General features: G+C 72.1%; 18 protein-coding genes. 4 read left to right on the plus strand and 14 right to left on the minus strand.

The window, feature by feature from the left end; translation table 11 throughout:
* Position 1: 1 nt before the first annotated feature.
* On the plus strand, positions 2-448 hold the full coding sequence (locus ACWD6P_RS05775; RefSeq protein WP_451442767.1) for an N-acetyltransferase family protein: 447 nt from the start codon (positions 2-4) through the stop codon (positions 446-448).
* A 49-nt stretch (positions 449-497) separates the two neighbouring features.
* Here the strand turns inward: ACWD6P_RS05775 and ACWD6P_RS05780 are convergent, their stop codons facing one another.
* Entirely contained in the window at positions 498-911 is a 414-nt protein-coding gene (locus ACWD6P_RS05780; protein ID WP_451442768.1) for a peptidase inhibitor family I36 protein, read from the minus strand.
* A 308-nt stretch (positions 912-1,219) separates the two neighbouring features.
* A complete protein-coding gene (locus ACWD6P_RS05785) occupies positions 1,220-1,699 on the minus strand; it encodes a DUF3515 family protein (protein ID WP_451442769.1) in 480 nt (159 codons plus the stop codon).
* 341 nt (positions 1,700-2,040) lie between these two features.
* Between ACWD6P_RS05785 and ACWD6P_RS05790 the strand changes: the two genes are divergently transcribed.
* Entirely contained in the window at positions 2,041-3,147 is a 1,107-nt protein-coding gene (locus ACWD6P_RS05790; protein ID WP_451442770.1) for a DUF4419 domain-containing protein, read from the plus strand.
* Here ACWD6P_RS05790 and ACWD6P_RS05795 read toward each other — a convergent pair.
* The 9 genes from ACWD6P_RS05795 to ACWD6P_RS05835 form a co-directional block, all read right to left on the minus strand.
* Complete coding sequence (locus tag ACWD6P_RS05795) at positions 3,125-3,826, minus strand: SMI1/KNR4 family protein (protein WP_451442771.1); 702 nt, start codon at positions 3,824-3,826, stop codon at positions 3,125-3,127. The two genes, ACWD6P_RS05790 and ACWD6P_RS05795, sit on opposite strands and share 23 nt — an antisense overlap.
* 150 nt (positions 3,827-3,976) lie before the next feature.
* Positions 3,977-4,567: a hypothetical protein gene (locus tag ACWD6P_RS05800; RefSeq protein ID WP_451442772.1), complete on the minus strand. Its 591-nt coding sequence runs from the start codon at positions 4,565-4,567 to the stop codon at positions 3,977-3,979.
* A complete protein-coding gene (locus ACWD6P_RS05805) occupies positions 4,564-5,682 on the minus strand; it encodes a glycosyltransferase family 2 protein (RefSeq protein ID WP_451442773.1) in 1,119 nt (372 codons plus the stop codon). Before ACWD6P_RS05805 ends, ACWD6P_RS05800 begins: the two co-directional genes overlap by 4 nt.
* Before the next feature lie 45 nt (positions 5,683-5,727).
* Complete coding sequence (locus ACWD6P_RS05810) at positions 5,728-7,221, minus strand: MFS transporter (RefSeq protein ID WP_451442774.1); 1,494 nt, start codon at positions 7,219-7,221, stop codon at positions 5,728-5,730.
* On the minus strand, positions 7,218-7,808 hold the full coding sequence (locus ACWD6P_RS05815) for a TetR/AcrR family transcriptional regulator (protein WP_451442775.1): 591 nt from the start codon (positions 7,806-7,808) through the stop codon (positions 7,218-7,220). Before ACWD6P_RS05815 ends, ACWD6P_RS05810 begins: the two co-directional genes overlap by 4 nt.
* Positions 7,809-8,018: 210 nt before the next feature.
* Entirely contained in the window at positions 8,019-9,224 is a 1,206-nt protein-coding gene (locus ACWD6P_RS05820; protein WP_451442776.1) for a S8 family serine peptidase, read from the minus strand.
* A gap of 476 nt (positions 9,225-9,700) precedes the next feature.
* Positions 9,701-11,056, minus strand: coding sequence for an ABC transporter substrate-binding protein (locus ACWD6P_RS05825; RefSeq protein ID WP_451442777.1), 1,356 nt, complete (start codon positions 11,054-11,056; stop codon positions 9,701-9,703).
* Between the two features lie 17 nt (positions 11,057-11,073).
* Positions 11,074-12,006, minus strand: a complete 933-nt coding sequence (locus ACWD6P_RS05830) for a carbohydrate ABC transporter permease (RefSeq protein WP_451442778.1) — start codon at positions 12,004-12,006, stop codon at positions 11,074-11,076.
* On the minus strand, positions 12,003-12,941 hold the full coding sequence (locus ACWD6P_RS05835) for a carbohydrate ABC transporter permease (protein WP_451442779.1): 939 nt from the start codon (positions 12,939-12,941) through the stop codon (positions 12,003-12,005). Before ACWD6P_RS05835 ends, ACWD6P_RS05830 begins: the two co-directional genes overlap by 4 nt.
* Positions 12,942-13,175: 234 nt before the next feature.
* On the opposite strand from ACWD6P_RS05835, the gene ACWD6P_RS05840 reads away from it, so the two are divergent.
* Positions 13,176-14,066, plus strand: coding sequence for an aminoglycoside phosphotransferase family protein (locus ACWD6P_RS05840; protein WP_451442780.1), 891 nt, complete (start codon positions 13,176-13,178; stop codon positions 14,064-14,066).
* 171 nt (positions 14,067-14,237) lie between these two features.
* Here ACWD6P_RS05840 and ACWD6P_RS05845 read toward each other — a convergent pair whose 3' ends face one another.
* Positions 14,238-14,969 carry an exonuclease domain-containing protein gene (locus ACWD6P_RS05845; protein ID WP_451442781.1) on the minus strand — a complete coding sequence of 244 codons (732 nt, stop codon included), beginning with the start codon at positions 14,967-14,969 and terminating at the stop codon, positions 14,238-14,240.
* A gap of 197 nt (positions 14,970-15,166) precedes the next feature.
* Between ACWD6P_RS05845 and ACWD6P_RS05850 the strand changes: the two genes are divergently transcribed.
* The gene (locus tag ACWD6P_RS05850) at positions 15,167-15,985 is read left to right on the plus strand and encodes an SDR family NAD(P)-dependent oxidoreductase (protein WP_451442782.1); all 819 of its coding nucleotides are present in this window, start codon (positions 15,167-15,169) and stop codon (positions 15,983-15,985) included.
* 11 nt (positions 15,986-15,996) lie between these two features.
* Here the strand turns inward: ACWD6P_RS05850 and ACWD6P_RS05855 are convergent, their stop codons facing one another.
* Both ACWD6P_RS05855 and ACWD6P_RS05860 read right to left on the minus strand, forming a co-directional pair.
* The gene (locus ACWD6P_RS05855) at positions 15,997-19,314 is read right to left on the minus strand and encodes an AfsR/SARP family transcriptional regulator (protein ID WP_451442783.1); all 3,318 of its coding nucleotides are present in this window, start codon (positions 19,312-19,314) and stop codon (positions 15,997-15,999) included.
* A gap of 19 nt (positions 19,315-19,333) precedes the next feature.
* Positions 19,334-20,584, minus strand: coding sequence for an SAV2148 family HEPN domain-containing protein (locus ACWD6P_RS05860; RefSeq protein WP_451442784.1), 1,251 nt, complete (start codon positions 20,582-20,584; stop codon positions 19,334-19,336).
* Between the last annotated feature and the right edge of the window lie 66 nt (positions 20,585-20,650).

A 20,650-nucleotide genomic window follows, 5' to 3' on the forward strand; every position in this document is an offset into this window, starting at 1 on the left:
GGTGTCCCGCCTTCGCATCCAGCAGCCGGACGACGACGCCACGCTCACAGACTGGCAGTACGTCCACAACGTCATCATCCCCACCCACGTCCTGTCTCTGGACGAGGTACGGGAACGTGCCCAGCGCCACCACCTGGAGGTCGTCTACCTCGATGACGTCCTCGTGGGGTGCAGCACGGTGCGTCCGCCGACGGACGGCACCTCTACGGCGACGGTGATCGCCCGCGTGCTCGCCGGTCACCGCAGGCAGGGGATCGGCGGGCGGCTCTACGCACGCGGTCTCCACCGGGCGCGGGAATCGGGTGCCGAGGTGATCGAGACCGTGGTCCTGTCCTCCAACGAGGACGGTCTGCGATTCGCGCAGAAACACGGGTTCGTCGAGACCGAGCGATATCTGCTGCCAGGAGACACGATCCCCTGGATCGACTTGCGGCTCTCCCACCCCTGAATTTCCCGGAACGCATTGTGCGGGCCGCGGCGGCAATTCGCCGAGGGCGCTACTTCCAGCACCAGTGGGTTATCGACTTCCACTCCGCTAAGTCCGGGGCAAGGGATCCGTGCATAGCCTTTTTGCGGACCGTCTGACGCACCGTCCCGTTCTTGTCCTTTCCGTACCAGGTGTGATTCGTACGGTTCCAGGCGGAGCGGGGCAGGTATTTCCCCCGGGGGTTCCATGACCCCTGGTCGCACTTCGCGAAGGACACGTCCTTGGATTCCGCCCAGGTCTCGTTCTGCCGGTAGCCCTCGCCGTCCCAGGTACAGAACCAGCCGTTGGTGCAGTCGTAACGCCCGTCGGCGTGCGCTGCCCGGACCTCCCCTTGTCCGGAAGCCTGCGCCGGTCCGGCAATCACGGACCCCAGCAGGGCGGTCACCGCCGCGCCCAGCGTCACGGCATTCAGTACACGCTTCAATCTTCCCCCTCCGGAACTACGGCACCGCCGGAATATCCACGCCCCTGGTCCTGGTGGCGGTATTCGCCCACGGTCCGCGGATGCGAGCCCGGCCCCTCGTCCCTGATGCCGTATCCGCTCGCGAGGTGCACCTCACTCAGGACGAGGACCGCCACGAAGAACGCAAGGACAGAAACCAGCCCAATGGTCTGCCATATGCGCCCAGTGAGCACCCCGCACCTCCGCCGATACACCCCGGTATGGATATCACGGGATCCTGTCCGCCCGGCCCGAACCCGTTGGGAACGGCCGGTTTCCAGCGGCCGTGTTCAGATGCAGTGCTCGTGCTGCCGCAGCGGCTTGACGATCCTGCTCAATTCCACGAGCAGCGCGTCGAGTTCGGGGGCCTGGTCCGAGATCGCGGCCTCCACCGCCGGATGCCGCCCGTAGGTGATGAGCAGCTTCCTGCCGTCCCGGGACCGGGCCTCCCTCAGCACCCAGTCCACCTCGTCGACACTCACGCAGGTATCCGTCGTCGGGCGGGGCGGCGTCAGCCCGCAGCGCAGCACCACCGCCCCACTCCCCCACACCGCGACTCCCGGCAGATCGACGCGATCCCGCTCCTGCCCGTTCAGACGGTCGGGATAGCCGTTCGCGATCCGTGTGCACTCCGGTCCGCCACCGCTCGGCGCCGCCTCCACACCGAACGCGGGCGAGTTCATCTCGCGCACCACCACCGCGCCGGCGACCACGGCCCCCGCGACGGCCACACCGGCCACGACCCGCGACCGACCAGAAAGACGCACCATCCCCAAACCCCCAAGCTCCGCGCCGCCCGGAACACTCCCCGGGCGGCCGCCCCGAACGCTACGCCCCACCCGCCAACCGCCCGCACAGCGCCTCCCGTTCAAGAGCCGTGCACACCCCCGAAAACCCTCCGCCCAGGCCCGCCTTCTAGGATCGGAACGACTCCACTTACCGGCCGTTCACCGGTCCGCCCGCGCACATGACCCATACATGACCACGCATGACCACACATGACTCATCGGCAATGGCGCGCAGGAATCGCTGCTCGCCCACGGCTCGGTCGCCGGTGGTCACGGCGGCTACGGCGGTTACGGCCTGGCTCCCCTGAGGAATGCGAAGGGCTTTGGAAATCGATCTGCCGCTCGGTGAAGACGCCGGTGCCGCTCGGCTCGCCGCCGAACTCACCGAAATCGACAACGCCCGCTTCCTGCGGGCGGCGGCCGGCGCCCCGGTCCGCATCCACCACCGCAGCACCGACCGCCTCCTCGGCCGGCCCACGGCCGACGCTCCGGACACCACCGAGCCCACCTCCAGCCTCCTGCTGCGCGCCGTCCACCTGTGCTTCACGGCCCATCTGCCGCTGAGCCTCTCGCCCGACGTGCTCTGGTACGCCGTCGTGCACGAGGTCGCCGTGCACGTCCGGCTGAACTCCGGTACCTACGAAGGGCTCTTCACCGACACGCCCGGACACCGGCAGACCATCACCGTCCGCGACGACCTGGCCCCGCAGGACTGGCAGCGCTCGATCAACCTGGTCCAGCAGCCCCTGCGCGAGCGGATCGGCGACGAGGTGGCCGACCTCTTCCAGCCGGCCTTCTCGACCACCACCCCCGCCGAGGCCACGGCCACACTGGTGGCGCTGATGGACGTGGTCAGCCCGTACTACCGCTTCCGGTGGGAGACGCTCTGCGGCATCCCCCGCATCCGACTGGAGGGCACCGGCCGGGACTGGCGCCTGCTGGCCGCGCGCGTACGGGAGCTGGCGGAGTGGTTCGAGGGGCTGCGGCCGTGGTTGACCGCGCTGCAACCGGTGCTGGACGCGATCTGGGCGGCAGCCTCGGGATGGGGCGTCGACCACGAGTTCTGGCGCTCGCTCTACAAGTGGGAGTCCGCCTCCGGCGGGGACCGGGTCACGGGGTGGATCACCGCCTTCTTCGCCCACCGGTACACCGTCGACGGCCCGCGCCCCAAGCAGTCGTTCGGCCCGGGAACCACCGCCGAGGAAGACTTTCCCGCTCATGTCTCCCGTGTCCCGTTCCGCTGGAAGACCCCCGCCGAAGTCCTCGATATGGCCTTCCTCGGCGGTGTACTCGGCATCGAGCGCGACAACGCATGGATCCGGCCCCGGCTCGGCCATGCCGTGGTCGAAGTCGGGCCCCTCTCTGCCACAGACGCGGCCAGGGGGCGAGGGCCGCTTCGTGCGTCGGTCATGAGCCCTCCCTGGAGGTGAACTGGAGGCGTGGCGGGGGTTCGGTCGTGGTGTCCCAGGCTTGGCGTTCGGCGTGGTGGAGCCAGTTCAGGTACCACTCCGCGAACGAAACGGGCCCCGTCCTGCCGCGCAGTTGGACGGGCACCAGCCCCTCGCCGACGGCCCGTACGTCCTCCCATATGGTGCCCCGCTGGGGGCCGGTGACCACCAGGAGCGAGTAGTACGCACAGCCCTGGGAGCTGATGCACAGGGTGCCCTCGGTCAGGGCGTCGTAGAGCTCGTCGTGGCGGGCCTCCCAGGTGTCGTACGCGGCGGAGAAGGCATCGTCGTCCGGGTAGTCGGCCCGCTGGGGCTCCGCGTACTCGTGTTCGTCGAGTTCGGCGGTGAGCTCGGGGCGGAAGGGCAGCGCACTGTGACCGGTGGCGGGTGGGGCGTCGGGCTCGGGCGGCCTGATCGGGAACAGTCCGTAGTCGGGGCCCGCGCCGCCCGCGCCCACCTCCAGGAGGAACGTGCGGTACTCCTCGGGCAGTTCGGTGCCGCGCCAGCGCTCGACCGCGCGTAGCTGCTCCTCGGTGAGGGCGGGCAGCAGGTCGAAGTGATGGCCGTGGTGAGGGAAGTCGGCGCCGAAGACCGCCCACCACCGCGGTGCGTTCCGCAGCGCGAGAACACGCTCCCGCACGCCTGCCCAGGTCCCGCCCATCGTTCGTACCTCCTCCGGGATCTCACGCCGCCGCCCGCCACACGTCATCGCAACGCCGTCGTACGCAGCGGTGTACGGCCTGGCAACGCGACGGATGCCCTCTCTGATGCCGTCTCTGATGTCGTCTCTGATTGCCGTCGCTGGTGCCGTCTATTTCTTGAAGCTCTTCGGCTTCTTGAAGCTCTTCGCCCATTTAGAGGACTGGGCCACACCCATCGCCAGGGTCACCAGGCCGAAGAACAGCCACATGACGGAGCCCAGGGTCGCCCCCACCCCGGTCTCCCGGAACTTCTCGCCGCTGCCCAGCCAGCCCTCGGCCACATCGAGCTTCGTGCCGGCCGGATAGTCCTCCGCGTTCTCCAGGGTTCCCCGCTCGGGGTCGCCCCCCTCAGCGGGGACCACGACGGTGCCCCGGCACTCGTAGTCGGAATTCTTCCCGCCGGGGTTGGTGTCGGAGCAGTAGTCCACGGTGAAGGTGCCGCGTGTGCCCACCAGGCCGGTGGCCTGCACCCCCTGGACGCTGTTGACGAAGACCGCTCCGGCACCGATGAGGAGGAGCACGATTCCGAGCAGCAGCCCGAGGACCCGCCATCCCCATGCCGGCTTCTTCTCTCCCTGCTGCCGTGCGTCTCCCGGCTTCTTGTCGCCTTGCCGCTTCTTGTCGCTCTGCTGCTGCTTGTCGTTCTGCTGCTCGTCGCTCTGCTGCTTCTGGCTCGGCTCACCCGATATCGCGCTGCTCACCCGAGCACCCTAAAGCCGGTGGCAGCACCCGCCCCGGCCGGGCCCGCCCGGCCCGTCGGCGTATCGGCCCGGCCCTTTTCGTAGACGGTGAGGCCCCGTGCCAGATGGAGGGGTACCAGGAGCAGTTCCACGACGAGGGCCTTCCAGGCGTAGAGGAGGTTGACGGTCTTGGTGGCGTAGACGCAGGGGATGTTCAGCAGTACTCCCGGCAGCGGGAGTTTGCGGCGGTGGGCGGCGTAGAGGAGGGGTGGGGTGGTCAGCAGGAGTTCGGCGCCGGCCCACCAGGCGACGGTCAGGGGCAGGGGCCGGCCAGTGGTTGCGGCGGCGATGAAGGGGGTCGCCCACCACAGGGGCGCGGTGAGGATCTCCAGGAGCGCGAGGAGGACCCAGAGCGCCAGAAGGGGTTTGTGGCGGATCAGGGCGCCGAGGTGGAGGCGGACGTTCTGGCAGAAGCCGGCCATCCAGCGCCAGACCTGTTTGCGGAGGTAGGTGAGGTCTTCGGGGTCGGCGGCGAGGGCGACGGCGTCGGAGACGTAGACCGCGCGTCTGCCGGCGATCTGCTGGGACCAGGTGTAATCCATGTCCTCGACGATGGTGCGCTCGGGGAAGCCGCCGAAGGTGACGAGGTCGTCGCGGCGGAAGACGGAGCAGCAACCCGAGCAGACCATGGGGCTGTTGGCGCGGGCCTGGATGGGCCGGTGCCAGTGGAAGCCGAAGAGGTACTCGGTGGAGCGTCCTCGTTCCCAGATCGTGCGGGTGTGCCGGGTGCGGACCATGCCTGCGGCGACGGAGACGGACGGGTCGTCGAAGGCGGGGACGACGGTCTCGATGTAGTCCGGGGCGAGGACGGTGTCGGCGTCGACGGCCAGGACCAGGTCAGTGGTGCAGTGCGGCAGGGCGTAGTTCTGCGCTTTGGCCTTGCTGCCCAGGTTTTGTGGCGGGCGTAAGACGGTCACGCCGTGTGATGCCGCCACCTCGCCCGTGCGGTCCGTGGACGCGTCGTCCACGACCAGGACGCGGTCAGGCCGGATGGTTTGGCGCGCGAGCGACTCCAGCGTGGCCGGTAGCCCTTCCTCCTCGTTGTGAGCAGGGACGATGACGGTGGTGGTGTGCATATCGAGCTTCCCCCGTGGTGCGGATCGCGCCGGCTGTGACGGCGATCAGGCCGATGAGGCCGTAGACGATGGTGCTGATGCCGATGAACGGCAGTCCTCCGTGCATGTCACCGAGGGTAGTTGCGTCGAAGCCATTTCGGTTCCGGAGGCGCCCTCCTGTGGATAACTTTCGGGGTTCGGGGGCGAGTTGCGGGTGCGCGGGGGCAGTTTGGTGGCGGCCAGGGCACCGAGCGCGGCGATGGCCGCGAGGGCCATGAGCGTGGGGCCCATGGCGGCGGTGAGACCGGTCAGCATGGTCGCGGCGGCGACGCCGAGCGTGGGGCCGATGTTCATCGCGGTCTGCTGGAGCCCGCCGGCCACCCCGGCGTGGTCCACGGACGCCTGGCGCACGATGACGGCGGTCGCGGTGACCATCACCGTGCCGAAGCCCGCACCGAGAAGGAGGAAGCCCGTACCGATCGCCAACGGGCCGGAACCACGGTCGAGTTGGGAGAGGAGGAGGATGCCGAGGGTGAGCAGGGCCATCGCCGCGCCGGTCGTGCGGCGGGGGCCGTACCGGCGCTGCAGTACGGCGGAGGCCGGCGCGCTCAGCACCATCATCACGGCCAGGGGAAGCACCCGCAGACCGCTCTGGAGCGGGTCCAGCCCGAGGACGTCCTGCAGGAAGTAGGTGCCGACGAAGAGCGCACCGAACAGGGCCGCCGAGGCGGACAGCAGGATGCCGAGCGCCGGGGCAACGGCCCCTGAGGACACCACGCTCGGCGGCACCAGCGGGCTCGCCGTACGCCGCTCGTGCCGGATGAACACGGCGCCGGCGGCCACCGCGGCGACCGCGCCCAGCACGGTGGGCGCCGTCCAGCCCGCCTCCGGCAGGGCGACGAGGGTGTGGACCAGACACACCAGGGTGATCGCCAGCAGTCCGGCGCCGGGCAGGTCGAGCCGGGAGACGGTGGCGCGGCGCGACACCTGCGACGTCACCGGAGGCATGCGTACGGCCAGCGCCAGCACCCCGGTCACCACGGCCGGTACCACATTGAGGAAGAACACGGCCCGCCAGCCCAGGTGGGCGACGAGCGCACCGCCGACCACCGGGCCGGCGGCGGCCGACAGCCCGATGGCGCTGGTACGCAGCGCAAGCGGCATACCGAGCCGGTCGGGCGGGTACGCGGCGCGCAGCATCCCCAGCGTGGCCGGCTGCAGCAGCGCGCCGAAGACACCCTGGGCGACGCGCAGGCCGATCACCCAGCCGATGCCGGGCGCCAGGCCGATCCCCGCGGAAGCGGCGCCGAAGCCCAGGATCCCGGTGGCGAAGACCTGTTGGTGGCCGTACCGGTCGCCGAGGCGGCCGGCGAAGACGAGCAGGCCGGCCACGGCGATGAGGTAGCCGGTGCTGGTCCACTGGACCTGCACGAACGAGGCGTGCAGGTCCCGTTGCAGGGTGGGCTGTGCGACGGTCAGCACGGTGCCGTCCAGGGCGACGATGGCGGCTCCGGTGATGCTGCCCGAGAGTGTGAGGCGTCGATGGCGTACCGAGGTCATCGGACCTCCGGCCCGAGGTGCGCGTCCAGTACGGCGCGCAGCAGCGGTTCGACGTCATCGGAGCCCGTCGCGAGCTGGAGGCTTCCCCAGCCCCACAGCTGGGCGATGCCGTGCAGATTCGCCCACAGGGCGCCCGCGATCACCGGTGGTGCCGCTCCCGAGGGCGGCTCCGCACGGGCGACGAGGTCCACGAGCAGATGGAAGAGCGGCAGGCTGGTCTCCCGAAGGCCGTGCTGGTTGCTCTCCAACAGGTCGTGACGGAACATCAGCTCGAACATCCCGCGGTTGGTCCGCGCGAAGTCGAGGTAGTGCCGCCCCAGCGCCAGGAGCTGGGTGCGCGGGCCGGCCCGGCCGCTGCCGAGCGCCTCGGCGGCCGTGGCGGCCAGGTCGGCGAAGCCCTGCCGCGCGATCGCGGACAGCAGGGACAGGTGGGTCGGGAAGTAGCGGCGCGGCGCCCCGTGCGAGACCCCGGCCCGGCGGGCGATCTCCCGCAGCGTCAGCGCCTGTACGCCCTCCCTGGCGACCAGGTCGACACCGGCCTCGACCAGACGGGCACGCAGGCCCGCATCCTGCACACGTTCACTCATAGACACTGTCTACCAGGAGTAGTAGACAGTGTCTACCGATGCTAGTGGCCAGCTGGTGGCCAGCGTCTCCGCACTGCCGCTACCGCCCTGCGCGCCGCCCACGGCGCCGGAGTGACGGGGCATCGGGCGCCCGGACACGCAAAAGCGCCGGCCGCCGCGCCCCGTGGGGGCGAGCGCGACGACCGGCGCGTAGCTGAGGAGGTGGGACGACTACTCGACGACCTTCAGCAGCTTGTTGGGCGTGCCCTCGCTCGGGTTGGAGATCTTGTCGGGCGTGGCACCTTCGGTCAGGGCCTTCTCCACGTCAGCGGGCTTGGCGTCCTGGTGACCGGCCAGGTAGATCGCGGCGGCACCCACGACGTGCGGGGTCGCCATGGACGTACCGGAGATGGTGTTGGTGGCGTCGTCGCCGGTGTTCCAGTCCGAGGTGATGTCGGAGCCGGGGGCGTAGAGGTCCACCACGCTGCCGAAGTTGGAGAAGTCGGACTGCTCGTCCTTGTCGGTGCTGGACGCCACCGTGATGGCCTCCTTCACGCGCGACGGGGAACCCTGGCCCGCGTCGGAGGACTCGTTGCCCGCCGCGACGCCGAAGGTGACACCGGACTCGATGGCCTTCTTCACGGCCGCGTCGAGGGCCTCGTCCGCGCCGCCTCCGAGGGACATGTTGGCGACCGAGGGGCCCTTGTGGTTCTTGGTGACCCAGTCGATGCCCGCGACGACCTGCTCGGTGGTGCCGGAGCCCTGGTCGTCGAGCACACGGACGGCGACGATCTTCGCCTTCTTGGCGACACCGTGCGCCTCACCGGCGATGGTGCCCGCGACGTGCGTGCCGTGGCCGTTGCCGTCGTCGGCGTTGTCGTCGTTGTCGATCGCGTCGAAGCCGGACGTGGCGCGGCCGCCGAAGTCCTTGTGGCTGACGCGGACACCGGTGTCGATGACGTATGCGGTGACGCCCTCGCCGCCGCTGTCGGGGTAGTTGTACTTCTTGTCGCCCTCGGTGTCCGCCTGGTCGATGCGGTCCAGGCCCCACGACGGCGGGTTGTCCTGGGTGGCGTCGATGTGGAACTTCTTGTTCTGGACGACCTTGTCGACGGCCGGGTCGGCGGCGAGGCGCTTGGCCTCTTCCTCGCTCAGACCGGTGGTCGAGAAGCCGGCGACGGAGGAGTAGTTCCGCTTGACCTTGCCGCCGTACTTGGCAGCCAGGTCGCCGCTCTGCGCGGTGCGGACGGACTTCTTCATCATGACGATGTAGCTGCCGTCTACGGCGCCCTTGGCCTCAGCGCCAAAGATCTTGCCCTCGGCGGGAGCGGAGGACGCGCCGGCGGTGACCGCGGTGACGGCGGCGATGCCAGTCGCTGCGACCGCGGCGGCTATCGCCGTGACGAGCCGCTTCTTGCTGGAACGCTTGTGAGCCATTGCGAGGGTTCTCCTCGTTCGTGGTGTGGGGGGAAAGCGTTGCGCCAACAGCCCGTGGACACAGGAAAATCTGCGTCGGGCTGGCTCGAAACCCTGTCTGATTGACGAGTCCAATTCAAGGGGGACCCCGCCGTGTGAGATAAACAACAACCCTGCGAAATGGCCATAGAGTTGCAGAACCGGGCAAAGGATCCAGCGACTTGAACCAGGGAGGCTCAACTCCGTTTACGTACGCGCAACAGAGGGCAAGGCGGCGCTCATTGGCGCTGTGCCGGGCTCACTCGGGCAGCGCGGGACGGACGAGGTCCGCCGCCGCCGGGTGCCTCCCCCGCTGGCCACCTGCCGACGCAACACGTCTGCCCGCGCGGCCACTTCGCTCTCGCCGAGGTGCGGCGGTACGGCGAACTCGCCGAGGTGCGGGGGTCCGGCGAACTCGCCGACCCGCAGGACCACATGCCGGGCCCGAACCGGCTCCTTCAGCGTTGATACCGCGCCAGCACCAGGTTGCCGTCCTCCACCAGCCGCTTCCGCAGGGTGTGCAGATCGATGGCGCCGCTGTAGTACTCCTGCAGACCCGGGGTCGCGATCTTGTCCTTCCACTCCGGATAGCCGCGAACGGACTGGGCCGGGGCGGAGCGCAGCGACCCGGCCAGGGCGGTACCCGTCGCCCAGTCGTACGCCGTCACCCGCAGCGCCGGGTTCTCCAGCGCCTCCCGACCGGTCGGCAGCAGCCAGTCGCCCCGGGCGAGCCGGACCATGTTCGGCGGCCGGAGGAGGAAGTCGATGAAGGCCATCGCCTCTTCCTTGTACGGGCAGTCCTCGGCGATCGACAGGGTCTGCGGGCTCACCCCCTGGTCGAGCGCGGTGCCCTTGGGGGCGGGCAGTACCGTCCACTCGAAGCCCTTGGGCGCCTGCTGGGCGATCTGCTGACGGTAGGAGAAGCCGAGCGGCACCATCGCATAGCGGCCGGCGAAGAAGCCCGGGAGGGTGTCGGAGCCGCCCATGCCCAGGGTCGAACGGGAGGCGCTGCGGTCGACGTTCAGCTGGTCGTGGATGGTGCGCGGCACCGCCTGGTCCACCGCGTCGAAACGGACCTCCACCTTGCCGTCGGGGCGGCGGTGGAAGATCCGGCCGCCCGTGGACAGGGCGAGGTTGAGGGTGGCCGAAACGGGCTCCTTGAGCGGCCAGGCGACACCGTAATCGGAGCCGCGGGTCAGCCGCTCGGCGGCCTCCTCGAACTCCCGCCAGGTCCAGGGGTGTTCGGGCGTGGGGAGGCGTACGCCGGAGCGCCGCAGCTTGGCGCGGTTCGCGATCAGCACCCGCGGTTCCTGGAGGAACGGGACGCCGTAGATCCGGCCGTTGAAGGTGCTGGTCTCCCAGCTCCGGGCCGGGATGTCCTGCTGGAGGCGCCGCGGCAGGAGGGCGGTGAGGTCGGCGAGATCGCCGCCGTAGGCGAAGTCCGCGAGGTCGTCGGAGGCATCGTGGATGATGTCCGGCGCCTCGCCGCCCTCGAAGGAGGTCAGCAGCTGGTCGTGGACGGTGGGCCAGGCACCCTGGACGTACTGGACCTGGACCTTGGGGTGTTGTCTGTTCCACTCCGCGACCAGCTGTTTGTTGGCCTTGAGGGAGTCCTGCTGCCAGGCGAGCGACTGGAAGCGCAGGGTGATCCGGCCGCCGGTCCCGCGTCGGCGCCGGCCGTCGGAGCAGCCCGGCAGCAGGGCCGCGGCGGGCAGCGCGGCGGCGGCCGCGAGCAGCCTGCGGCGGTGGAAGCTGGCCGGCGCCGCCGCGTCCTTCGCCTTCGCCTTCGCCTTCTCTCTTTTCCCCTTCCCCATCCGTTTCCCCCTCCCCATCAGTGCTTCACCGCCCCGGCGAGCATCCCGCCCGTGATCCGCCGCTGGATCACCGCGAACAGGAGCAGGCTGGGGAGCGTGGCCAGCAGCGCCGCGGCGGCGAGCGGGCCGAGGTCGGCGACGCCCTCCGCCCCCAGGAAGTGGGTCAGCACGACCGGCAGCGTCTGTTTTCCGGGCGACTTGAGCAGCACCAGGGCGAAGAAGAACTCGTTCCAGGCGGTGATGAAGGCGAACAGCGCGGTCGCGACGATGCCCGGCGCGAGCAGCGGCGCGGTGACCGACACCAGCGTACGGAGCCGGCCTGCGCCGTCCACGGCGGCGGCCTCCTCCAACTCCGCGGGCACCGCCCGGACATAGCCGGTCAGCATCCACAGCGCGAACGGCAGCGACCAGACCACATAGACCATGATCAGTCCGGTCCTGGAGTCCACCAGATGGAGGCCCTTGAGGACCAGGAACAGCGGGATGATCACCAGCACCAGCGGGAAGGCCTGGCTGATCACGACCCAGCCGGTGGCGGCCCGGGAGAGCCGGTTGCGGTAGCGCGCGAGCACGTACGCCATCGGGGTCGCCAGCGCGATCGCGAGCAGCGCGGAGACGGCCGCGGCCAGCAGGCTGTTGCCCGCGGCGGCCAGCAGCGGCTGCTGCTCGAAGGCCTGCCGGAAGTTCTCCAGGGTCGGCGCCTTCGGTATCCAGGTGGGGTGGATGCTGCCCAGCTCGCGCGGTGGCTTGAAGGCGGTGGAGAGCAGCCAGAGGAAGGGGAAGGCGAGGAAGAGGAGGTAGGCGAGGAGGGCGGTGTACTGGCCGGTGCGGGTGGCGGTGCGGCGGGCGCGGCCGGCACGCGCGGTCCGGCGTGGGGCGCGGCGCCGCGTGGCACTCGTGGTTGCCGCGGCGCTCGCGCCCCGGGGGCTCGCCTTGTGCGTCTCGCTCACCGGTCGTCCTCCCCCTTCAGCCGTCCGACCAGGTACAAGGCCAGCAGCACCGAGATCACGGCGACCATCGCCAGGCCCATCGTGGCGGCGTATCCGAACTGCCCGTAGCGGAAGGCCTCTTCGTACGCGAAGAGCATCGGCAGCCTGGTCCGGCCGCCGGGGCCGCCGTCGGTCAGCACATAGACCAGGGCGAACGAGTTGAAGTTCCAGATGAAGTTGAGGGCGGTGACGGCGAGCGCGATGGGTTTGAGGGCGGGCCAGGTGACCGTACGGAAGCGGCGCCAGGCTCCCGCACCGTCCATGGCCGCGGCCTCGTGCAGCTCACGCGGCACGTTCTGCAGCCCCGCCAGGAGTGTGACGGTGGTCTGCGGCATCCCGGCCCATACGCCGACGAGGACGACCGCGGGCAGGGCGGTGGCCAGCCCGCTCAGCCAGTCGCGGCCGTCGGCCCCGGACAGGCCCAGGCCGCGCAGGGTCTCGTTCAGGACTCCCGCGTCGGGGTGGTAGACCAGCCGCCACATGATGCCGACGACGACCTCGGGCATCGCCCACGGAATGATCGCCAGCGCCCGGGCCAGCCAGCGCAGCCGCAGGTCCAGATGGAGCAGCAGGGCCAGGCCGAGGGCGAGGAAGAACTGCGGGACGGTGACACCGAAGGCCCATATCAGGCCGATCCGGAACGAGTCCCAGAACAGGGAGTCCTGGAACAGGTCGGAGAAGTTCAGCAGCCCGACGAACCCGGTGGCCTGGGTCCGGCCCGACTGGGCGTCGGTGAAGGCCAGCCCGATGCCGTAGAGCAGCGGCCCCACGCTCAGCACCAGGATCGGGAGCAGCGCGGGCAGGACGAGGAACCACGCGCCGTGGTCGCGCCGGGGCCGGGCGGCGCGGCCCGCATCCGCCGCGGTGGGCCGCCGGGGCGCGGTCGCGAGGGTCACGGTGGGGGCTCCTCGTCGTGGGTGCCCGCCGTCGGTGCCAGCGCCATCGCGCCCCCCTTGTCCCCCGTCGTTCCCCGTCGGCGTCGTCTCCCCAGCCGGCCGCCGTCATCGTCGTGAGGGCGGCCACCGCAGTCAAGGTCCTGGGCGCAATCCCCGGCGGAACTCCCCACCCGGGAGGCCCGGGGCGGTGTCCTGCGACACTGGTCGCGTTCGCGCACCGCAGGAGGCATCACCATGACCGAACCGCGCACCGCCGCCTTCACGGAGGCGCGCGCCCGGGACGTACTGGCCGCGGCCGGACGGCCGGACGCGGCGGCCGACGCCCGGCTGCTCTCGCTCGGCGAGAACGCCGTCTTCGCCCTCGGCGACGCCGGTCCGGTCGTACGGGTGGGTCGCAGCGCCGAACTCCTGGAGCGCGCCGAGCGGGAACTGGTCGTGGCCCAGTGGCTGGCGGCCGCGGGTGTACCGGCCGTGCGGGCCGTTGAGCCGGTGGCCACGCTGGTCGACGGGCACCCCGTGACGTACTGGGAGCGGCTTCCGGAGGCCGTCCGTCCCGCCGGGCCGCAGGATCTCGCCGCGCTGCTGAAGCTGGTCCACGCCCTGCCGGAGCCTCCGTTCGCGCTGCCCCGGCGCGAACTGCTCGGCGGTGTGGAGCGCTGGCTGCGGCTGGCGGGCGAGGCCGTGTCGGCGCCGGACGCGGAGTATCTGCGCGGACGGCGGGATGCGTTCGCGGCCGCGGCCACGGCGCTGGAGCCGCATCTGCCGCGCGGCCCGATCCACGGCGACGCGCTGCCCCGTAACATCCATGTCGGACCCGACGGCCCGGTGCTGGTCGACCTGGAAACCTTCTCCTCCGATCTGCGCGAACACGACCTGGTCGTGATGGCCCTGAGCCGGGACCGCTATGGCCTGGGCCCGGACTCCTACGACACGTTCGTGTCCGTCTACGGCTGGGACGTACGGGACTGGGAGGGCTGCGCCGTGCTGCGCGGGTCCCGGGAGACGGCGAGCTGCGCCTGGGTCTCGCAGCACGCGCCCGGAAACCCGGCCGCGCTCAAGGAGTTCCGGCGGCGGATCGCCTCGCTGCGGGAGAAGGACGCGACCGTGCGGTGGTATCCGTTCTGAGGCCGTCGGGCCGCGCCACGGCCCGGAGAACAGCCGACGGGCAGCGGCACGGACCGCGGACGGTGGGCAACTGCACGGACCACGGCCGGGCGGGCAGCTGCACGGAGCACGGCCGGGCGCGTCGGTGGCGGGGCCGCTCGCACTGATCGTGCCGGTCAGGGACGGCGGCGATCAGGACCGGCGATCAGGACCGGCCTGGTAAGGAATCAGCGGCCAGGCCGGCTCGACTATCGCCCGGGGGTCGCCCGAGCGCCGCAAATACGCCTGGAACGAGGCGGCTTGTTCCGCGGCGGCCTGCTCCTGGAGGGCGTGCAGAGCGCGCGGCGAGGGGATGGCGACGGCCGGATACTTCTCCCCGATACGCCGGGCGACACCGGCCGCGGCCACCGCGTCCGCGCCCGCTTCGTGCGCGTCCTCCAGCCGGACGCCGTAGTGGCCGCACAGGGCCTGCAGCGCGCGCTTGCCCTTGCGGTAGCGGTCCACATGCTTGTCGAGGACGAGCGGGTCGATGACCGGCGCGGGGGCGTGTCCCAGCCGGTCGGTCAGGGGCCGTAGGCCATGGCGGCGGCACTCGCGGTCCAGGAGGGACAGGTCATAGCGGGCGTTCATCACCACCAGGGGGATCTCCGCGCGCAGGGCATCGGCGAGCGCCTCGGTGATCTCCTCTATCGCGGGCGCCGGCGGCCGCCCGTGTTCTTGGACATATGCGGTCGAAATGCCGTGAATGGCCGCTGCTTCCTCGGGAATCGGCACACCGGGATCCAGCAGCCAGGTCCGCTTCCCGGCCGTCCGGCCGTCGCCGTCCAGCCGGATCAGGGCGGCGGTGACGATGCGGTCCTGTTCGACATCCGTGCCCGTGGTCTCCAGATCAAAGCTGACCAGCAGCTCCCGATGCCAGGTCATGCCGAAACCTCGCTTCGCTCGCCCTCGCACCCGCTCGGCGCGCACCCTTCCATGACGAGCTCGCAACGCTCCCTCATATGGCCTCCTTCGGTGGTACTTCCCCCGTTGCTCGCCCACTCTCCCACGCACCACTGACAATCGACCGGCCGCCCGACGCGGCGAGGCCCCCGCACGCCCGTGCCCCTAGGCTGACCACCATGGACCTACGGCTGGCAGGACACGGCGCGCTGGTGACGGGCAGCAGTGCGGGGATCGGGGCGGCGATCGCCGAGACGCTGGCGGACGAGGGGTGCGAAATCCTCGTCCACGGGCGGAACGCCGGGGCCGCGGCGGCCGTCGCCGAGCGGATCGCGGCCCGCGGCGTACGGGCCGAAGTGGTGCTCGGCGATCTGACGGAGCCGGGTGTCGCCGAGCAGGTCGCGCTCACCGCGCGCGACTTCGGGGCGCACATCCTCGTCAACAACGCCGGTCCGTTCGCCGAGCACGACTGGGAGAGTTCGCGTCCCGCCGACTGGCGGGCCGCCTTCGAGGGGAACGTCCTGCCGACGGTGCGGGTCAGCCAGACCCTGCTGCCGTCGCTGCGCGCGTACGGCTGGGGCCGGGTGATCACCATCGGCAGCCGCGCCGTACGCACACCGCTGCCCAACATGGTGACGTACTCCGCGGCCAAGGCCGCCGTGGTGAACATGACCACGAGCCTGGCCCGGCACCTCGCGGGAAGCGGGGTCACCGCGAACTGTGTGAGCCCGGGGGTGATCGTCAGCCCGTCGATGTACCGGATGTGGCAGGAGCGGGCAGCGGCCGGCGACCCGGACGGCGGCGGTGCGGGTCAGGAGGGCGCGGCGGACGAACCGGATGAGGCGGACATCGTCGCGCAGTACGCACCGAATCCGACCGGGCGTCTGGGGCGCCCGGAGGACATCGCCTCCGCGGTCGCCTATCTGGCGAGCCCACTCGCCGACTACGTCAACGGGATCGAGCTGCGGGTCGACGGCGGGATCACGGGGACGCCGTAGGACACCGTAGGTCAGCTCTGCCCCGTCACCTCCGTCACCTCCGCCACCAGCGCATCCGGTGCCACCCCCGCGCCGCCCGCATGCGCCGTGGCGAAGGCCGCCTCGCCCAGGCCCGCGCGTGCCGCGGCCGTGCTCCGCGCCACATCGCCGCGCTCCGCGGCCGGCTGCGGAGCCCCGGCGGCGGCGCGGATCGCGGCGGCGCCGCCGAGCAGACGGGCCGTGGCCGCGAAGTCGCCGGTCAGCGCCTGGGCGCCGGCCAGGCCTTCCAGTGCCAGCGCGACGGCGCGCGGGTCGGCGGTGGCGCGGGCGGCCGCGAAGCCGTCCAGGTGGCGGCGGTGGGCGGCCGGCGCATCGCCCCGTAGCTCCGAAAGGAAGCCCAGCTCGGCCAGGACGAACGCGGTACCGGGGTCCCCGTCGCGGCCGCGGCACCACTCCAGCCAGGGCAGCAGATGCGCCTCGGCGTCGTCGAGGCGGCCCTCCCTCCTGGCGCCGAGGGCGAGTCCGGTCTCGGCGAACATCTCGCCGCGCCGGTGCGACTGTTCGGCGGCCAGCCGCAGGCCCCGCTCGTGGAAGTCCCTGGCGCCCGCCAGATCGCCGGTCAGCAGCGCGATCCGGCCCAGGCCGGAGAGCTGGTACGAGGCCTGGATCCACAGTCCGAGCTCCTCGGCGATCCGCAGCCCGTCCTGGTGGAGCCGGGCCGCCCGGTCGTAGTCGCCGGTGATCTCCGCGATCGCGCCGAGCGCATCGGCGGCCTGCAACTGGCCCCAGCGGTCGCCCAGTTCGGCGAAGAGCGCGGCGCTCTCCTCGGCGTCGCGGCGGCGTGCGGCCAGTCCCCCGCCGCCGATGCCCTGGGCGCGGCTGCTCAGCACGGCGGCGGTGCCCCAGCGGTCGCCCAGCGCCCGGAAGGCGGCCAGCGACTCCGCCATCCGCCGCGCCGCCACCGCGGGGTCGCCGAGGCCCACTTGGGCGTACCCCAGGAACCACCGGGCCCAGGCGCGGCCTCCCGGGTCGTCGTGCTCCTCGTACTGCCGGAGGACGGCGGCCGCCCGCACCACGGGATCGGCGTCGCCGCCCGCCAGCGACGCCATGCCGACCTGCCAGGCGGCCGCCCGCAGTCGGCGCCCCGCCCGGGCCGTGGCGCCGGCCGCTTCCGGGTCCGCGGCGGGCGGCGCGGAGACCGCCAGCGCCGCCGTCAGCGACCGGCCGGCCTCCGCAAGCCGGCCGCGCAGGAACCAGTACCAGGCCAGCGCGTTGACCAGGCGCAGCGCAGGGTCCGCCGCGCCCTCGCGGACCCAGCCGTCCCCTGCCGTCCGGAGGTTCGCGGTCTCCTGGTCGAGCCGCTCCAGCCACTCCCGTTGGGCCGCCCCGTAGAGCAACGGTGCGGCGCGCTCGGCCAGTTCGGTGTAGTAGGCGTGATGGCGGCGGCGTACGGCGGCCAGTTCGCCGGCCTCCCGCAGGCGTTCGAGGCAGTATGCGCCGACCGTCTCAAGGAGGCGGTAGCGCGGTCCGTACGGTGTCCGGGCCACCGCCACCAGCGAGCGGTCCACGAGGCGGGCCAGCAGATCCAGTACCTCGTCCCGCCGTACGCCGTCGCCCGCGCAGACCGCCTCGGCGGCCTCCAGGGTGCAGCCGTCCGCGTGTACGGCCAGCCGGCGCAGCACGGTGCGCTCGGGGAAGGGCAGCAGCTCCCAGCTCCAGTCGATCATGGCGCGCAGCGTCTGCTGCCGGGCCGGCGCGCCCCGCCGGCCGGCCGCCAGCAGCCGGAACCGGTCGTCCAGCCGGGCGCTGAGCTCCCGTACGCCCACCGCGCGGACCCGGGTGGCGGCCAGCTCCAGGGCGAGCGGGATGCCGTCCAGGCGGCGGCAGATCTCCGCGGCGGCGGGGGTGGTGTCCGCGTCCAGCACGAAGCCGGGGTCGCCGGCGCTCGCGCGGGCGGCGAACAGCGCGAGGGCACCGGCCGGCTCCAGCGGCGGTACGGTCCACACCGCCTCGCCCGCCAGGCCCAGCGGTTCCTGACTGGTGACCAGCGTACGGAGCTGCGGAGCGGCGGCGAGCAGTTGGGCGGTGACCTCGGCGGCGGCGTCGACGACGTGCTCGCAGTTGTCCAGGACGAGCAGCAGGCGTTTGCCCCGTACCGCGCCGACGAGCCGCTCCGCCACCGGGCCGGCCGCGGCGCCCTCGCGGATGCCGAGCACGGCCAGCACCGCCTCGGCCAGTTCGGCGGCGGTGCACTTGTCCGCACGGCCGGGTGGATCGTCCGGGCGGCTCAGCGCGGCCAGTTCCACGAGCCAGACGCCGTCGGGGAAGGTGTCGGCCAGCAGGCCCGCGGTCTCCAGGGCGAGGCGGGTCTTGCCCACGCCGCCGGGGCCGGTGAGGGTCACCAGGCGGGTGGCCGCGAGGAGTTCGGCGACCCGGCGTACGGCGTCCTGGCGGCCGAGGAGTTCGGTGAGCGGAGCGGGGAGGTTGGTACGGGGGCGCGGGGCGGGGCCGCCGGGCGGGTGCGGGGCGGGGCCCGCGGGCGCGGTGGCCGTCGCAGCCGCGGCCCCGCCGCTCCCGGTTCCCGCGCCGCCCGTCTCCCAGGGCTCCTGCCGCAGGATCGCCTGATGGACGGCGGCGAGCTCGGGGCCGGGATCCACCCCCAGCTCCTCGGCCAGCAGCGCGCGCACGGTGCCGTACGCGGCCAGCGCCTCGCTCTGCCGCCCGGCCCGGTACAGGGCGGTCAGCTGGAGGGCGCGCAGCCGTTCCCGGAGCGGGTGCCGGGCCACCAGGCCGGCCAGCTCGCCGGCCAGCGCGGCGTGCTCGCCCAGCTCCAGGCGCGCCGCGGCCCGCTCCTCCAGCGCGGTCAGCCGCTGCTCCTCCAGGCTCTTGGCTACCGGGCGCACCAGGTCGTCGTCCGCGAAGCCCGCGAAGGCCGGGCCGTGCCACAGCTCCAGTGCCGCACCGAGCAGGCCGGCCCGCTCCCGCGCGGTGGCGGCGGCGTGGGCGCGGGCCGTCAAGGCGGTGAAGCGGCCGGCGTCCAGGGCGTCGGCCGCGATGTCCAGCCGATAGCCCGGCGGGGTCGCGGTCACCAGTTTCCGGGCGCCGGGCTCCGCGGTGTCCAGGGCGCGGCGCAGCTGGGAGACCTTGCTCTGGAGGGAGGCGGTCGGGTTCGCGGGCGGCCGCGGGCCCCAGAGGTGCTCGACGAGCCGGGCCGCGGACACGGGGCGGCCGCGGTGCGCCAGGAGCGCGGCGAGCAGTGCCCGTACCTTCTTCTCCGGGACGGGGGCGGGGCGGCCGTCGGCGGTCCGCACGTCCGGTGACGCCGGACCGCCGAGTACGCAGAATTGCATGGGCCAACCGTACGAGGTCTCAGGAGACCGGCCGCGAGTCCGCCCAGATGCCCTCGAATTCCTCCCGGTAGGTCTCGAAGAGGCCGTGGTCGCCGTCGCGTCCGTCGCGTCCGTCCTGGCGGACGACCTCGCGGGAGCCGCCGCGCAGCACGAGGACGGGGGACTCCATGCCCCGGCTCTTGCGGAGGTAGGGCTGGACGACGGCCACGCCGTCGGGACCGTCGCCGTCGACGAGGTACGCGGTGAAGCGCGGGGTCTCGTCGAAGACCTGGATCTCGAAGGCGCCGGGGTCGCGCAGCCGGGCCCGCACCCGCCGCATATGGAGGATGTTCATCTCGATGGAGCGGCTCATCTCGCCCTTCTTCAGGCCGATTTCGCGCTCCCGGCGGCGGACCGCGCTGCTCGCGGGGTTGAGGAAGAGCAGCCGGACCCGGCAGCCCGATTCGGCGAGCCGGACCAGGCGGCGGCCGGAGTAGTTCTGGACGAGGAGGTTGAGTCCTATGCCGACGGCGTCGAGGCGCCGGGCGCCGCCGAAGAGGTCCTCGGCGGGGAGCTGCCGCTGCAGGCGGACCCGGTCGGGGTGCACGCCGATGACGTCGGCGTAGCGGTCGCCGACGAGGTCCTCCACCGCGTCGATCGGCAGCCGCCCGGAGATCCGGGTGCCGACGCCGGAGCCGAGGATGTCCAGCAGCCGGGCGGAGGCGCGCTCGGCCTGGGCGAGGACGGTCTCCGACAGGGCGCGGTTGCGCGAGACGATGTTGCGGGCGACCTCCAGTTCGTCGAGGGCCAGCTCGACGTCGCGGCGGTCGTCGAAGTACGGCTCGAAGCAGGGCCAGTGCTGGACCATCAGTTCGCGGAGTTGCGGCAGCGTCAGAAAGCTGACGATGTTGTCGTCCGCGGGGTCGAGGAGGTAGCCCTTGCGGCGGCTGACCTCGCGGACGGCGACCGCGCGCTGCACCCACTCCTGTCCGGCGGGGCCGGCCGCGGCGATCACCCATTCGTCGCCGTGCACCGGCTCGTAGATGGGCCGCAGGACGGCCGCGACCACGGCCCGCAGCCGCTGCTCGACGAGATTCAGCCAGATGTAGGCGCGGCCGGCCCGGCGGGCACGCGTACGCACCTCGCTCCAGGCGTCGGCGCCCCAGTCCAGCTCCGCCCCGATCTCCAGCGGTCGTGCCAGGGACACCGCGCCGGGTGGTGCGTCGACGGAGCCGCCTTCGTGACCCTCATGACTCTCGTCACCAGGGGGCAACTCCAGCCCGCCGCTCACCTGCCACCGCCTTCCGAACCCGCGTGCCAACGATCAAGGCAGACTACTGCGGTGCGGGAGGCGGTG

The sequence above is a fragment of the Streptomyces sp. NPDC002446 genome (assembly GCF_053595675.1).